Raw genomic sequence first — 15,729 nt, 5'->3', positions numbered from 1 at the left:
TGAGCAGCCTGTTAGAAGCCAATTTGCTTAATGGAGAGACGGACCGCTTCCTACAGAAAAGCCCGTATTTCAGCGGCAGTGGCCGCTAATTCGTCCTGGCTCACTTTCATCTTATGGCTGAAATTCATATCGGCCATGGAGTTGAGCGGAATCAGGTGGACGTGCGCGTGGGGCACTTCCAGCCCAACAACCGCCACACCGATACGTTTGCAGGGGACTGCTTTTTCAATGGCGGGAGCGATTTTTTTGGCAAATGCCATCAGGCCGTTATAAAGATCATCATCAAGATCGAAGAGATAATCGACTTCTTTTTTAGGGATAACGAGCGTATGGCCCGTGGTGGTGGGCATTACGTCGAGAAAAGCCAGGTAGTCGTCGGTCTCAGCAATCTTATGAGCCGGAATTTCACCGGCAACGATGCGGGAGAAGATAGAAGGCATAAATGATATAGAGTGGAGAATGAAGAGTGAAAAATAATTGCTAGTGCCTGTATTCTTCACTTTTCATTCTACATTTTTCACTAACTATCGGGCGATTTCGATTACTTCAAATTCCACAACACCAGCGGGCACTTTTATTTCGGCCGTCTCGCCGACGCGCTTACCCAACAACCCTTTCCCAATGGGTGAACTTACCGAAATCCGGCCCGCCTTCAGATCCGCTTCTTCTTCCGAAACCAGCGTATAATTCATTTCAGCGCCATTTTTCTTATTCTTGATCTTCACCTTCGACAGCACGGATACCAGCGAAGTATCAATGGTAGATTCGTCCAGAACGCGCGCATTCGACAGGACCTCTTCGAGTTTCGATATCTTCAATTCGTGCAAACCCTGCGCATCTTTCGCGGCATCGTACTCTGCATTCTCGCTCAAATCGCCTTTGTCGCGCGCTTCGGCAATCTGATGAGCAATTGCCGTCCGACCTTTTGTTTTCAGTTCAACCAGTTCAGCCTTAAGCCGGTTGAGTCCTTCCTCGGTGTAGTATGAAATTTTTGCCATGATACTTAAATACTTACTCGTTTTTCACATTGGTTTTGGGTACTCCTTAAAACAAAAAGAACGGTACACCGACCGTTCTGCAACCAAATTGGTTTTCTTTGCAGACGCGTCAGGGTCGCCGTCGGATGTCCGAAGCCAGCGGTTCAGAAATATAACAAATCGTTCGTCGCATAGACTCAGCCGTTTATCGGCCATCACATTCTGACGTGGTACGTTTGGTGCAACGCATCGCTGATACAAAAATAGAAATACTTCCCGGCTATATCAACAAATAGCTGATGGGGACCTTAAAAACAACGTATTGATTCATGACTCAGCCGCTTCGTATTGTGTTTATGGGTACGCCCGATTTTGCTGTTGCCAGCCTGCAACGACTGCTCGTTGCAGGCTGTCTTGTGGTCGCTGTCGTTACGGCTCCAGACCGTCCGTCAGGACGGGGGTTGCACCTAACGCCATCACCCGTTAAAAAAGCCGCCGAGGCCGCAAATTTACCGGTCCTTCAACCCGAAAAACTACGCGATCCGGCATTTCTGGAACAGCTTGCCAGTTATAACGCTGACTTGCAGATTGTTGTTGCCTTTCGCATGTTACCAGAGGTAGTTTGGTCAATGCCGACGATTGGTACGTTCAACCTGCATGGGTCATTATTGCCGCAGTATCGTGGAGCTGCGCCCATCAACTGGGCCATCATCAACGGGGAGACGGAGACCGGCGTAACGACGTTTTTTATCGAGAAGGAAATTGATACGGGCCAGATGATTTTTCAGGATTATGAGCCCATTTACCCGGATGATAACGCCGGAACCGTGCACGACCGGCTGATGGAACGGGGCGCCAGCCTGGTGGTAAAAACGGTTCACGCCATCGAAGCGGGCGACTACCCCCGCCTACCGCAACCTGCATCTAACGACCTGAAATCAGCCCCCAAGCTTAGTCGGGAAACCACCGAAGTCAATTGGAATCAGCCTGCTCAGGTTATTCGAAATTTTGTGCGTGGTCTGTCGCCCTACCCTACTGCCTGGACGCTGATCAATGGGAAAGTATTCAAGTTGTACGACGTATCCATCGCCAACGAATCACCATTTACCGCCGAGCCGGGCCAGGCCTATTCCGACAATAAAAAAGTCATTATGGTTCGCGCTGCCGACGGCTGGCTACGTATCGACACCCTCCAGGCCGAAGGCAAACGACGCATGACCGCCGAGGAGTTTTTGCGGGGGAATAAATTGTAATTTTGAACACAGAGCCACAGAGATCACAGAGATTATATATTCCAATAAATTCAATACTCTGTGACCTCTGTGGCTCTGTGTTCAAAATCTTTGTTACAAACCCTAAACCATTCATGAAATCACTCTTACTTAGCTTGACTTTTACCGCTATCACCTCTATCCTAGCTAATGCCCAGTCAGAAACGTATGCCGAGAAACTGGGCTTTCCGAAGGGCAAAAAAGTGATTATTTTCCACGTCGACGATGCGGGCATGAGCTACGAATCGAACATGGGAACCATCAATGCTATCGACAAAGGCATTGCCAACTCGACCAGTATCATGATGCCTTGTGGGTGGGTACCCCAGTTCTTTGACTACGTAAAAAAACACCCAACGGTCGATGCGGGCGTTCACCTCACGCTCACATCCGAATGGAAAAACTATCGCTGGTTTCCGCTGGTTGGCAAAGACAAAGCACCGGGTTTATACGATGAGCAGGGCGCCTTCTGGCACACGGTCGAGGAGGTTGCTCAGCACGCATCAGCGGAGGAAGTTTCGGCCGAAATCCGGGCGCAACTGGCTCGTTATCGGTCGTTTGGGGTACAGCCTACGCACATGGATTCGCACATGGGCACGCTGTTTGAGCCAAAATTTTTGATGAGCTACGTCAAACTGGCGATTGAAGAGAAAATCCCGATACTGTTTCCCGGTGGTCATGCCTCCCTGATCATCAAAGCCAACAGCATACCAGCCGATAAGCAGCAGTTGATCAAGCAGGTTGGCAAACAGCTCTGGGACGCTGGCCTGCCCGTTCTGGATGATCTGGACGGTAGCATTACCAGCCAGAATTTACCAGCCGGGACATCGGACGACGCCTTACAGAAATTTAAAACACAAAAATTCATTGAGCTGCTAAATTCAACAAAGCCGGGATTGACCTACATCATTATGCATTGCACGGCGCCCACGCCAACCTTCGATCAGATCAGCAGTTCGGGCCAATCCCGCAAAGGCGATATGCTGGGCATGATGGCCCCCGCGCTTAAAGCTTTTGTCGAAAAAGAAGGCATCATTGTCACCACCTGGCGCGAATTAATGGAACGGCGCAAAACTAAAGGCGAAAGAGCGAAAGAATGAATGAGCGAAAAATGGCTTACGTGAGCCCACTCTTTCGCTCATTCATTCTTTCGCTCTTTTTTAAATATATGAAAATAAGCCTCATTGCTGCCGTGGCACAAAACGGCGTTATTGGCCGCGACAACGATATGCCGTGGCACCTTCCCGACGATTTTGCGTTTTTCAAACGCAAAACCAGCCACCATCCCATCATCATGGGCCGTAAATCGCTGGAAGCCCTTGGCAAACCCTTACCCAATCGTACCAATATTGTTCTCACGCGCAATCAGGATTTTAAGGCGGAGAACGTAACGGTTGTGCATACGCTTGACGACGCCATCGACGTAGCGACGAATGCACCCCGAAAAACCGACGAAATCTTTGTCATTGGTGGAGCCGAAATTTACGCGATAGCTTTACCCATTGCCACAACGCTCTACCTCACTGAAATTCATCAGTCGTACGACGGCGATACGTATTTCCCTACATTCAACAAAAATGAGTGGCAGGAAATCAGCCGGCATCCTCACCCTGCCGATGAACGGCACGCGGTTTCATTTGACTTCGTGACGTATGAACGCAAGCCATAATGTAAATCTAACGTAGTGGATTCTCTCTCAGATAAACTAGGGAAGTTATTTTTCGTGATTACCATAAAGTAAAAAGGCTGACCAATGACGTAATAAAGCTTGCGCAGCGAATAAATTTTCGGCTGGTTACTACCCAATTTTCTATTGGTAAAGCCCCATTCCTTTCCCGACCATGCCGAACGTTTTTGCACTCCTTATCGCCATTAACGAGTACCCCATTCCGCAGCACCGGCTTAGCGGTTGCGTCAATGACATGCTGTCTGTGAAGCGGTACCTTGAAAACCATTTCCCGGATCGGCTGACACTCGAGATCAGGCAGGATTCGCAGGCCACCCGACAGGGCGTAATCGATGCATTTACCCTGTTTGATAAAGCGCAGGAGGGCGATGTCTGTTTTCTATATTACAGCGGGCATGGCTCGCAGGCGGTTGCGCCGAAAGCGTTCTGGACGGAGTCGGATGGCATGAACGAATCGATTGTACTCTACGACAGTCGATTACCAGGTGGGTATGATTTGATGGACAAAGAACTGGCTTACCTGATCTGGAAAGCCAACCAGCACAAATCCATCCATTTTGTGGCCATGATGGACTGCTGTCATTCCGGCAACAGCACCCGGTTTGCCGAAGAAGTGGGCAGTAAGGTTCGCATGGCCGAGCCCTTGTTTACGCCAATGGCAGTTAGCGACTATCTTGGCCACGAATCCTACGTTAAAACCACGTATGCCGACGGGCGGGTGGAAGTAGCTCCCCCGACAGGTAAGCACCTGCTGCTGGCGGCCTCCAAAAGTTACCAGACAGCTAAAGAAAAATCGATTCAGGGCGACCATCAGGGCGTGTTTACCTATTCGGTGATTTCAGCGCTGGAAGAACAGGGAGGACAGCTTTCCTACGCGGGACTTATGCAACAGGCAGGCATTCGGGCCGCGCAACTGGTGAATGATCAGGTGCCGCAACTGGAAGCTACTCAGGCGGGTGAGAGCCGCCACATCTTTCTGCTGGGCAACGTAGCACTGGCCGATTCGTGGCTCATCAGTTTCGAGAAAGGCCAGTGGTGGCTCAATGCCGGAAGTGTTCAGGGCATTCGAACGGGTGGGACGTTACAACTAACGGATTCAGAAACCAGCATGTCGCTGGGCGAGGTTTCGGTAAACCGTAGCGCCATTACGTCCGGAACCGATGGACTTGATATAACCACCCCGTACCGGGTTCAGTATCAGCCGCCTGCCGATCAGTTGGTCAACGTAGCGATTGCCCCTGACAGTGATCCTGATGCACGCTCTGCGTTGGATGCACTGAAGCAACCTGATCAACATTCGTTCCGCCTAGTTGATCAGGTTGAGAATGCCCGCTTCCTAATTCGGGCCAGTCAGCAACAACTCTATTTAACGCTTCCCACCAGCGATGCTCCGTTGTTCCTTCCCGTCGAGAGGTACGACGCAGGTGCGGTGATGGATTTAAGCGAAAAGATAGACACCGTCATTCGCTGGTACAAGTTGCTGGACGTCAACAACCCAACCAGCCGTCTGCTCGAGAACGCTATTACCCTAACCTGGGAACGAGTAACGGACTATGAGTCGCCCACCGACGCGTCCCCTTCCCAAAGGATTGTTAACCCCACCGACCCCGTTGCCTGCTATTATCGCTACGAGAATGGCGAATGGAAACAGCCCTATTTCCGACTCCAGGTAACCAACACCAGCAACGAAACCCTGTATGTCAGCGCCTTATACCTTTCCCAGAATTACGAAATCAGCAACGCGCTCCTGCAAAAAGCTGAGCTAGCACCGGGAGAATCGGCCTGGATGACCTACGAAAGTTCACGTACAATCCCCCTGTACATCTGGCCCGATCCTGAGCAGTTTAAAGAACTGGGTATCGACGAGATCACCGAATACATTAAAATTCTTATTGCCACCGAGGAGTTCTCGACGGAGCATTACAATCAGGAGGGGATTGCCCTGGAAAAGATGCGGGACGCAAAAGAAAGGGGATTTGGAATGCTCAAACCAATTCGCCCCAAACTACCGGCCTGGACAGCTCGCACCATTACGCTCAACATCATTTGCCCGCCCGACACGACTACCGTCTCGCCAACGAAGGACAGTAAGGTACATGGAATCGTAATCAAACCACATCCAACCCTTCAGGCCTACGTAACGCTTAGCTCGGTGAAGGACGCCACCCGATCGTTAGGAAATGACTCAAAAACGGATGCCGCTTTCCGGCGGTTTTTCGACGATGAATCATCCCGTTCGGTTTCCTTCGCCCAAAACGAACTGACTGGCACGCGTGGCATGGGTAGCTCGCCAAACCTGAACGTAGTAGAGTTAGTCGACGTCAGCCAAACCGAGTCCGTAACAGCCGAAAATCCACTTCAACTGGACGTATCAACCTATTTGCAGGACGACGAAACCCTGCTTCCTTTTGGCTATGATGACGAAACCGGGCAATTCTACCCGCTTGGATTTGAACGCAACGGAATTATCGACGTCGAACAACTCCCCGACCCATCGGCGGTGGGTGAAAAGAGTCTGGGCGGTTCGATTAAGCTATTCTTCAAAAAAATAACTGCAGGCAAAAAACCGGTCGGCACGCTGAGTTTAGTCGTTGTCGATGAGCAGGAAACCGTCACACGCATCCGGGAAGATGAGAGTGATGGCCTCCAAAAAATCATCGACGCTGTCGCCAGTGCCCATCGGGTGCTGCTCTTCGTTCACGGGATTATCGGCGACACCGAAGAGATGGTCAAAGCCGTTAGGCGGGTCAAATTTGCGGCTAGTAGTGAACCGCTGATTGCCCGCTATGACGTAGTACTCGCCTTCGATTACGAAAATCTCGACACTGAAATTCAACAAACCGCCAAACTGCTAAACGAGCGGCTACAGGCCGTGGGGCTAAAGCCCGCTGATGCCAAAACCTTCCACATCATTGCGCACTCGATGGGTGGGCTGGTCGCGCGCTGGATGATCGAAAAAGGGCAGGGCGGCCAATACGTCGACCACCTGATTATGCTCGGCACCCCCAACAACGGATCGCCCTGGTCGGACGTGGAAGCGATGGTCGTGCCCCTGATTACCAAAGTGATCAACGGTTCAGCGCTGGTCAAACCGTATTTAATTCCGCTGGCGTTGCTGGGCAAACAGGCCAATCGACTGTTCGTTACGTTGCGCCAGATGCACGAAGACTCGGAATTTTTGAAGAGCCTCAACGACGGCACTGTTTCGCCCGTTCCCTACACAATCATCGCTGGGAACACCAGACTGGTACCAGTAATCTTTGAGAAGGATATGACCTTATGGCGTAAGATCTGGGTGCGTTTTAAGAGCCGTGCGGCCTATACCCTACTCGATACGTTCCTGTTTCATGATGCCAATGATATTGCCGTATTAGTCACCAGCATTCAGGACGTAGCCGGTCCACACGTAGTGAAACAGATACCCATTGCCTGCGATCACATCAGCTATTTTGCCGACGACGAAAGCCTGAAAGCACTGGGCGAAAGCATGTTGACGATTTGAAGCAAGCTTTGACAAACCGGGCCGCCGGAGCGGTTCTAAACTTTGTCAAAGCTGCGAGCCGCTTTGACGAATTAAAAGACAGACGTACTTTATCCGAATCCACCTGCCAAACCTCTTTCCTTAAACTTTATCCTGATGAATACCGATCCTGCACCCGATACCCCTCAACCAAAGCTGTATTCATTAATCATTGGCATTAACGATTACCGAGCTGACCTGATTGTTGACAACGTCGCCCGTTTTCCACAACTCCACGGGTGTGTGGCCGACGCCGATAAAATGGCTGACTACCTGAGCCGCCAGACGAGTTTCGAGTTGCACCCCAAACGTTTGTCGAATAAAGAGGCCACCAAACACGAAATTGTCAGTCAATTTCGGGAACATCTGGGTCAGGCCGGACCGAACGACGTAGCACTGTTTTATTTCTCGGGACATGGCACACAAGAGTTGGCCGACTCGGTCTGGCAGGACGAAACCGATAGCGGACTCGAATGCCTGGCCTGTTATTACGATGAAACCAATGTCAATAACTTCCGGCTGGCCGACAAGGAGCTTCGCTACCTGATCCATGAACTCTGGAACGAGAAAAAGCCCCACATCGTCACCCTCTTCGACTGCTGCCATTCGGGCGACAACACGCGCGCGGTTGACGTAGCGCAGGCAGAATTTCCGGATAAAAAGCCCGTTGAGAAACGAATTCCCATCGTTTTCGGAAATCGGCTCTGGTCAGATTTCATTTTTGGCGATAGCATTAGCCGCGACGAAGTGCAGCAAAAAGGCACGAGTGCCGTCCTGCCCGAAGGTGTTCATGTGCATCTGGCGGCTTGTGATTCCCACCAGTCGGCGGTGGAAGTAGGCGGAGAAGGGGTGTTCACGAAAGCGCTGATTACCATTCTTAACCGAGCCGAAGGCCGTATTACGTATCTGGACCTGCAAAGCAAAGTGCGGGCCTACCTACGTACTGTCTATGAACAGCAGCCCCGATTCCGGGTAGCGGGGGGATCTCACGGCTTACTCTATCGAACGTTTCTGAACCGGGCCGATCAGAAGGATACAGCCCTGACGGGGCTCATTATCCATAATTCGGCGGGCTGGACGCTGAACAAAGGGGCCATTCAGGGTATAGGTGAGTCACATGAGTATGTAACCGGCATTGATCCAGCCGGTAAACGTCCGTCCGTCAGGTTTACACTAAAACAAGTCTTTCCCGACTTCACTACGCTGGTCCCAGACCCAACAGACGTCAATGAACCCGACGAAGACATTGACTATCAGACGCACATCGCGGGTATTTTGGCCCAGACCATCCGCGTGGGTTTTCAACTGGAAGACACCAGCCGGGAAGCCCGCGCTACGTTGCTCGATAACCTTGGTGAACAGATGGGTGACCGGCTGGAAGTAGTCGACGAAGCCGATGAAAAGCCTGCCAGCGTGACTAAACAGGCGAATTTGGCAACAGCTAACGCCAGTCAGCCAAAAGCCAACTACGTAGTGCGGGGTCGTAAAGGGCAGTATTACCTGACTTATCCCATCCTCAGCACCGCCCCTGACGACGGCAATGCCTACCGCCCCCTGGCAATGCCCATCGAAGCAAATTCCACCGATGCACTTGACGTACTGGCGTCTGACCTCAACCACGTAGCCCGTTGGGAGTACATCCGTCAGTTAACCAACCAAAGCCAGATCAATAAACTGAAAGACAATCCGCTCGACGTTAAACTCTGGCTGGTAGGTGCCGATGGAGCAGAAAAACCGATTACTATTGAAAGCGGCTCGTCTGTCAAACTAAGCTGCGAAAAAATAAACGACACTTGGCAATTCCCGATGCGGGTCGAAATCACCAACGTATCTGGGGTGGATCTGTATGTCAGCGCCCTCTATCTGACAATGGGACTCGAATCCTATTTATCCTTTCTGCCAGACGAGGTGTTCCGGTTGGAAAAGGAGGCAAGTATTGGTTTTGCCTATGAAGGCAACCCCACTATTCCATTCAACCTGAGCGATACCATTACGCTTTATAACTGGCCGGAGCGCGTGGAGTATGTCAAATTCATTGCCAGCACCGAAACCTTCGATCCCTTTGAGATGCAATTGGACCCTCTCCCCGAACCACCAACGTTAGCCGATCAGGGCACTCGGGGAGAAATGACGCGAAAAGGGGTAGGCATGTTAAAACAGAAAGCTCCTGTACGAGGCTGGACCACGCAAACAATTGCGCTGCACTGGCAGAATCCAACTTATAACAAAGTTGAGCAAACAACCATCCAGGCGATGCTCAGCGACGACCGGTTGATGGACTTTGCCCTGGGTCTTTATTTTGACAATGCGCCCGACGACAAATTAGCCAATATCCAGTTGAAGTCTGTCCTGCAAGACCTGACTGCCAACGTACCGCTACGTGAAAAAGGTATTTTCGGCGAATGGGGCCTGGCACTGGCCAACAAGATTGCCCGCGCCCGCCGGAACCAACGCTATAAACGAACGCTGAAAGAATTCCCCGATCGGATCAAACTTGTTTCGGAAGGTGATTCATGGTTCCAGCACCCGCTTGTAAGCGATACTATCGATCATTTGTCGGCGCACTACGCTATCTACTGCGTGGCTGCCGCTGGCGATACGTTACGTAACATCACGATGCCCATTGGCGCGCCACCGATTGAAGAATACCTCAACGCCATCGAGGAGCAGCAACCGCGCGTTTTTGTCCTGAGTGGTGGCGGCAACGACATCCTGGGTGAGCAATTCCGTCGCTACATCAAAGCCGGTGTTCCGGCGGGGTCGGCGCCGGAAGCCTACCTCGATAATCTGCTGGCGTCTGATCTGGACAGTCTTCAGGCCATGTACCGCACGCTGTTTCAAACCCTGCAAGCGAAACGCCCTGATTTACCCATTCTGGTGCATGGGTACGACTACGTTATCCCGCTATCTGTCACGAACAAAGGCTGGCTGGGCCGCTACATGATTGAAAAAGGCATTACCGATAACGACACGCGTAAAGCCATTCTGCACTATATTCTGGATGAGTTCAGCAGGCGGCTCAAAGACGTAGCAAAAGATTTCCCGATGGTTTCGTATATTCCGACATTAGGCACCGTACCCGATAACGAGTGGTACGACGAGATCCACCCCAACGGCGAAGGCTTTGCCCGCGTGGCCGAAAAGTTTAAAGTGCGGATCGATGAATTGGTGAGTCAGTGATGTAAGTTTGAAACTCTTAAGCCGCGCCATGAGTGCTCTGCCCGTTATCTTATGCTACTTCGCGCAAAATCAGGATCAGGCGCATTTGCAAACCCTGGAGCGGGAACAGAAAGCGATCAATAATGCCTGGGTGAACGCCAATGCCAGCGATGACCCGATTCAGGTTGTCTGCCTGACGCGTGATAACGACCTGTCGAAACGGGATAGCGTCATTGAAGACATTGAAACCTACAACCGACGTATCGTTCTGTTCCAGTTCAGTGGACACGCCGGGCCTAGTTCTCTGGCATTCAGCGATGGCGAAGGCGATCCCACGGGTATTGCGGGGCTTTTGAAAAAAGAATTGCCCCATCTTCAACTGGTCATACTCAATGGTTGCTCTACGTTCAAGCAGGTCGAGGCCATGTTTCAGCAGGGTATCCGTGCCGTCATAGCCACTCATTGTGCCGTGAAAGATACGCACGCAACTGAGTTCGCTATTGAGTTTCATAGAAAGCTGTGTTCGGGAAAAACCATTCCGCAGGCCTATAAAGATGCCCTGACCAATATCAGCACCAAGAAAGAACTGCGTCAATTACTACCAGCCGTTGTCAGGGAGTCGCCCATCTCCCGAAGCATGCTCGACACTACGCCCGAAACAAGTCAGATTTGGGGCCTCTATGTTCAGGATAATAGTGAAAAAGAGGTCGACAATCGCCATTGGTGGGATATTAGTGATACGTCTAACACCGGCCAATTGCCAGCCAATTTTTACGATACGCCCCAATACCGGGCGCTGAAAGGGCAATTGGACAAACTCAACAATCGGTTTAACTGGCAATTGAAAGATGTGCGCAACCAGCCAAATGATCTGCTGCTACGTGAACTGCTACTGGAAACAGGCGACCAACGTAGTGAGGTGCAAACTAAAATAGATACTCTGATCAACGCAGTGCTGAAACTCGCAGACGAGTTCGCCCACATCCCGCTCAACACCGAACGGCTGAAGACAGCCAGGCACTACTTTGACGCGGGCGAATATGAAAAAGCCCAAGCTATTTTTGATGAGCAACCGGCGTTGATGCAAACGGAGCTTGCTGAGTTACTCGGCCAGAAAGACAATGCAGCCGTCGACACAGATCGGCCACTCCTTGACAAAGCCAATGAATACCTGATCCTGGCCAAATTATCGTCCATCAACGCTGGCCCAGACTCTGCTGAGCAAGCCAGAACTTATTTTGAGCAATCGCTGAAAGCGGATCGAAATCAGGATAACCTGTTTGCCTATGGCAAATTCCTTCATGAGCAGGCCGAATTCAGCCAGGCGCAATCGCTCTATGAGGAAGCCTTGCACTTCAGGCAACGAGTCGCCCAGACTGATCCTGAATTGTATCTGCCCAAAGTAGCCCAGGTACAGAACAATCTGGCGGCTATTCACACAAACCAGCATGAGTTTGCCAAAGCACAACTGCTTTATGAACAAGCGCTGACTACCTACCAGCAGCTAGCGCAACGTAGTGCCGTCGAGTATACACCGAAAGTGGCCCTGTTACTTAACAATCTGGCCTTTGTCTATACCAGACAAAACGAGTTGGCCAAAGCTGGGTCGCTTTACGAACAAGCGCTCAGGATGTATCGGGAGATGGATCTTCCGCAATACGCGGGAGACATGGCCAGAACGCTCAACAATATGGCCGATTTATACGCCCGCCAGCACCTGTTTGATCAGGCGAAAAGGCTGTACGAAGAAGCGCTGGCGATTAGACGAGAGCATGCCATAACGAGTCCTCAAACTTACTTACCCGGCGTAGCCCAGACCCTGAACAACCTGGCCGATTTATATAACGAGCAAAGCACCGAACCCCAGACGGCCCGGGTACTCTATGAAGAAGCCCTGAAAATCAGGGAGGAAATGGCGGTAGCCAATCCTCATATCTACCTGCCAGCGGTGGCGCAGACGCTTAATAATCTGGCCAATTTGCCCAACAATTCACAGGCAGGCCCTTTATTTGAAGAAGCCCTCCACATTTACCAGCAGCTAGCCCATCTCAACAAGACGTATTTGGCGAAGGTGGCTATGGCACAAAACAATCTGGGCGATTTCTATGCCGATCAGGCTTTGTATAATCTGGCACAACCCCTTTATGAAGAATCCCTGAGAACGTATCGGCAACTGGCGGCCGAAAAGCCAGACATCTACAAATCCGATGCAGCCCAGGTAGCCGCTAACCTGAGCGGTTTCTACCACAAGTGCTACGTCGACAAAGCGCTCTCGCTACGCTATGCGGAAGAAGCGATACGTTGCTCACTGCCGTTTACGGAAGAATTACCCACACCGGTTGAGGATGCATTGAACATCGTTAAAGCTTGGGGCGAAGACCCCGACGTGTTTCTGCAACAAGTTAAAGATTCCATAAAGCCGCCGGACCAATAACCGCTACGTCCCTCCTTCCCATTTACCGTTCCCTAAAAGCTACGCGGCTCCCCTTGCCAAGCTCGGACGAAAAAGGCAATTTCAAGAAATAATACTGACTTCTTTATCCGTGCACCATGAACGATCTGCCCGTTATTCTGAGTTACTTTGCCCAGAGTCAGGATCAGGCGCATCTGGACATGCTACAGCAGGAAGCCAATGCCATTCAACTGGCCTGGGAGAAAGCGACCGATCAACCGCAGAACCCCATTTCGGTCAAATACGTAGCGCGGGGCAACGGGCTGTCCAATCAGGATCGTATCATCGAAGATATTAAACTGTACGGCAATCGCATTGTACTGTTTCACTTCAGCGGGCACGCGGGGCACGACGAACTGTTGCTCAACGACGGTGCCGGTGGGCCCGATGGTATCGCCGGACTGCTGGCGGCTTATGCGCCAAACCTCAAACTAGTGGTCCTGAACGGCTGCTCCACCCGCGACCAGGTTGCTACGTTCTTTCGGCGGAGTATCCGGGCGATGGTGGCCACTCAGTGCGCGGTGAAGGACACGCACGCCAAGGATTTTGCGATTTCATTCCACCAGACATTGTGCGCGGGCAAATCCATTCAGGATGCCTACCGCGACGCGATTTTGCTACTCAGAACGAAGCAGTTAGACAAGCTCCTGCCGGAGTCGGTGAGCGAGTCGGCCCAGACGCGGGGGATGCTCGATACCCGGCCCACGACCGAGACTATCTGGGGACTCTATACGCAGGATACAGGTCCGGCTATTGTAACAGACATAAACTGGTGGCGTATCACGTATCAACTGGGCAAACCGCGCATCAATCCCGAGAAAGCGTATGTCTGTGAGCGTAGTCACGCCGATTACGTAGACATTTTCAATGGCTATTTTGATCCGTACCGCAACCCCAACCGGCCCCGGATTCAGCATTATCTGCTGGCAGGTGCCCGGCCTGAGTCGCCCCTTGGCCTGATTCGCAAGCTCTTTTACGAGAGCATTATGCAAACCCGTAACCGGCAATTCTATTACTACTCCTTCAGCGATCTGTTTAACGACACGAAAGTGGTGGATCTGAGCCGAAGTGACGTATCGGCGGTACACGTACTGAGTCGGTTGCTGCTGGCCGTAGCAGGGCCTCCCCCGCCTTTCGTCAATGTTGGCATTCGAAGCGCCGATGATCTTTGCACGGAAATTTTCAATCAGAACGCGTTCAAGCAGCGTGAGTTTGTCTTTATTGCTTTTCGGATTCAGGCCGACGACCTGACCGATGCCAATATTAAGGCCATTGGCGAGGCTATTACATATCTGAACCACCAGGAAAGTAACCTGCCGACCGGTCAGCCATCTTTCCTGTTTTTCTGGACCGTTGTGCAGGAGAAAACGTTTTGGAATTCGTTGTTTTCGTCCAGTCCGCTAAAGAAGTTGATTGCCCGTTTCGATGCGATCCGAACGGACAACTGGCAGTGGTACGTGATAAACAAGGATTACAAATTCCTGAAGGTGCCCGCGCAGGATGACATCGACAACTGGCTGAATGACCATTACCGGCCGTTTTCTACGACGAGTCCCGACGAGACGTTTGTTCAAACGCTTTATCGACAAACCAACGTCGAGACACTCGAAAATCAATTGCTTGACCTTATCGAAGCCGTAAACAGCAAACCCACCTGATCCTCATGGCTTTAGTAGACCGTTTTTCATTTGACCCCGCCGACCTGGCCCAGCCCCGGCTACGCCCTAATCCACCCGATTATATTGCGGATTCAGCGCTTTACAACGCGGTTCGGGTCGCCATATTACTGAAACAGCCGCTGCTACTGACGGGTGAGCCGGGAACGGGCAAAACACAACTGGCCTATAAAGTGGCCGCTGATTTAGCCGAAGAAACCAACGGCAATTTTCTGCCGACGCCCTTGTTGTTTTCAACCAAAACTACGTCGTCGGCTACCGACCTGTTTTACACCTACGATGCGATGGGGCATTTTCATGCCGCCCATTTGCAGAACAATCCGGTGCCCCCCCAGACGGCCGATTTTATTCAGTTACAGGCGCTGGGGCAGGCTATTCTGCTCAGCCACGATCCCGTGCCTGGCCGGTATCTGCCGCTGCCGGATGTGGACGGAACGACGTCGAAAGGCTCGGTGGTGCTGATTGATGAGGTCGATAAAGCGCCACGCGATTTTGCCAATGATCTGCTCAATGAACTGGACCGCTACGAATTTACCGTGCGCGAAGATGGCAGCCAGACGTATCGCAAAGGTGATGCCCATCCCATTATCGTGATGCTGACCAGCAATTCGGAGAAGAACCTGCCCGACGCCTTCCTGCGTCGGTGCGTATTTTTCCACATTGAGTTTCCCGATGCCGAACAGCTCAAACGTATCGTTACCCGCCAGGTCTTCGGACGTGAACCCTTTTATCAGTCCAATGAAGTCCTGCGCACGACCGTCGACAATCGGCTTGACGAATACATCACCAAATTTATCGGCCTGCGGGGAATTAATCTGAAAAAGAAACCCGCTACGTCTGAGTTGATTAGCTGGCTGTTTTTCCTGCGGAAAGAAATCCTGGCCGATGTAAGTCTACCGAACCTGCCCGCCGACACAAAATTGTCGAGCCTGAGTATTCTGGCGAAACACCCCGACGATCTGGTTCGGCTCAAAACGGAGCTTTAAG

At 51.5% G+C, this 15,729-nt stretch carries 10 protein-coding genes; 8 read left to right on the top strand and 2 right to left on the bottom strand.

Annotated elements, in window-relative coordinates; genetic code table 11:
• Positions 1–50: 50 nt before the first annotated feature.
• On the bottom strand, positions 51–440 hold the full coding sequence (locus ACYVEA_RS27255; protein ID WP_461116590.1) for an HIT family protein: 390 nt from the start codon (positions 438–440) through the stop codon (positions 51–53).
• 84 nt (positions 441–524) lie between these two features.
• Positions 525–998, bottom strand: a complete 474-nt coding sequence (gene greA, locus ACYVEA_RS27250; protein WP_461116589.1) for a transcription elongation factor GreA — start codon at positions 996–998, stop codon at positions 525–527.
• 308 nt (positions 999–1,306) lie between these two features.
• Here greA and fmt point away from each other — a divergent pair, with 308 nt between their 5' ends.
• From fmt to ACYVEA_RS27210, 8 genes are all read left to right on the top strand, one after another.
• A complete protein-coding gene (fmt, locus tag ACYVEA_RS27245) occupies positions 1,307–2,230 on the top strand; it encodes a methionyl-tRNA formyltransferase (RefSeq protein ID WP_461116588.1) in 924 nt (307 codons plus the stop codon).
• Between the two features lie 113 nt (positions 2,231–2,343).
• Entirely contained in the window at positions 2,344–3,348 is a 1,005-nt protein-coding gene (locus tag ACYVEA_RS27240) for a polysaccharide deacetylase family protein (RefSeq protein WP_461116587.1), read from the top strand.
• A 68-nt stretch (positions 3,349–3,416) separates the two neighbouring features.
• Complete coding sequence (locus ACYVEA_RS27235) at positions 3,417–3,917, top strand: dihydrofolate reductase (protein WP_461116586.1); 501 nt, start codon at positions 3,417–3,419, stop codon at positions 3,915–3,917.
• 172 nt (positions 3,918–4,089) lie between these two features.
• Positions 4,090–7,437: a caspase family protein gene (locus tag ACYVEA_RS27230; protein ID WP_461116585.1), complete on the top strand. Its 3,348-nt coding sequence runs from the start codon at positions 4,090–4,092 to the stop codon at positions 7,435–7,437.
• A gap of 135 nt (positions 7,438–7,572) precedes the next feature.
• Positions 7,573–10,635: a caspase family protein gene (locus ACYVEA_RS27225; RefSeq protein ID WP_461116584.1), complete on the top strand. Its 3,063-nt coding sequence runs from the start codon at positions 7,573–7,575 to the stop codon at positions 10,633–10,635.
• Positions 10,636–10,663: 28 nt separating this feature from the next.
• A complete protein-coding gene (locus ACYVEA_RS27220) occupies positions 10,664–13,048 on the top strand; it encodes a tetratricopeptide repeat protein (protein ID WP_461116583.1) in 2,385 nt (794 codons plus the stop codon).
• A gap of 116 nt (positions 13,049–13,164) precedes the next feature.
• Positions 13,165–14,724, top strand: coding sequence for a CHAT domain-containing protein (locus ACYVEA_RS27215; RefSeq protein WP_461116582.1), 1,560 nt, complete (start codon positions 13,165–13,167; stop codon positions 14,722–14,724).
• A gap of 5 nt (positions 14,725–14,729) precedes the next feature.
• Positions 14,730–15,728 (top strand): AAA family ATPase, encoded by a 999-nt coding sequence (locus ACYVEA_RS27210; protein WP_461116581.1) that lies wholly within the window; start codon positions 14,730–14,732, stop codon positions 15,726–15,728.
• Position 15,729 lies beyond the last annotated feature (1 nt).

The organism is Spirosoma jeollabukense (assembly GCF_054777855.1).
The sequence above is the reverse complement of the archived record's forward strand: the minus strand, read 5'-3'. Positions and strand labels throughout refer to the sequence as shown.

Excerpts from the sequence above, each read along its gene's own strand:
- ACYVEA_RS27255 (WP_461116590.1), bottom strand. The coding sequence starts at position 440 with ATGCCTTCTATCTTCTCCCGCATCGTTGCCGGTGAAATTCCGGCTCAT.
- greA (WP_461116589.1), bottom strand. The coding sequence starts at position 998 with ATGGCAAAAATTTCATACTACACCGAGGAAGGACTCAACCGGCTTAAG.
- fmt (WP_461116588.1), top strand. The coding sequence starts at position 1,307 with ATGACTCAGCCGCTTCGTATTGTGTTTATGGGTACGCCCGATTTTGCT.
- ACYVEA_RS27240 (WP_461116587.1), top strand. The coding sequence starts at position 2,344 with ATGAAATCACTCTTACTTAGCTTGACTTTTACCGCTATCACCTCTATC.
- ACYVEA_RS27235 (WP_461116586.1), top strand. The coding sequence starts at position 3,417 with ATGAAAATAAGCCTCATTGCTGCCGTGGCACAAAACGGCGTTATTGGC.
- ACYVEA_RS27230 (WP_461116585.1), top strand. The coding sequence starts at position 4,090 with ATGCCGAACGTTTTTGCACTCCTTATCGCCATTAACGAGTACCCCATT.
- ACYVEA_RS27225 (WP_461116584.1), top strand. The coding sequence starts at position 7,573 with ATGAATACCGATCCTGCACCCGATACCCCTCAACCAAAGCTGTATTCA.
- ACYVEA_RS27220 (WP_461116583.1), top strand. The coding sequence starts at position 10,664 with ATGAGTGCTCTGCCCGTTATCTTATGCTACTTCGCGCAAAATCAGGAT.
- ACYVEA_RS27215 (WP_461116582.1), top strand. The coding sequence starts at position 13,165 with ATGAACGATCTGCCCGTTATTCTGAGTTACTTTGCCCAGAGTCAGGAT.
- ACYVEA_RS27210 (WP_461116581.1), top strand. The coding sequence starts at position 14,730 with ATGGCTTTAGTAGACCGTTTTTCATTTGACCCCGCCGACCTGGCCCAG.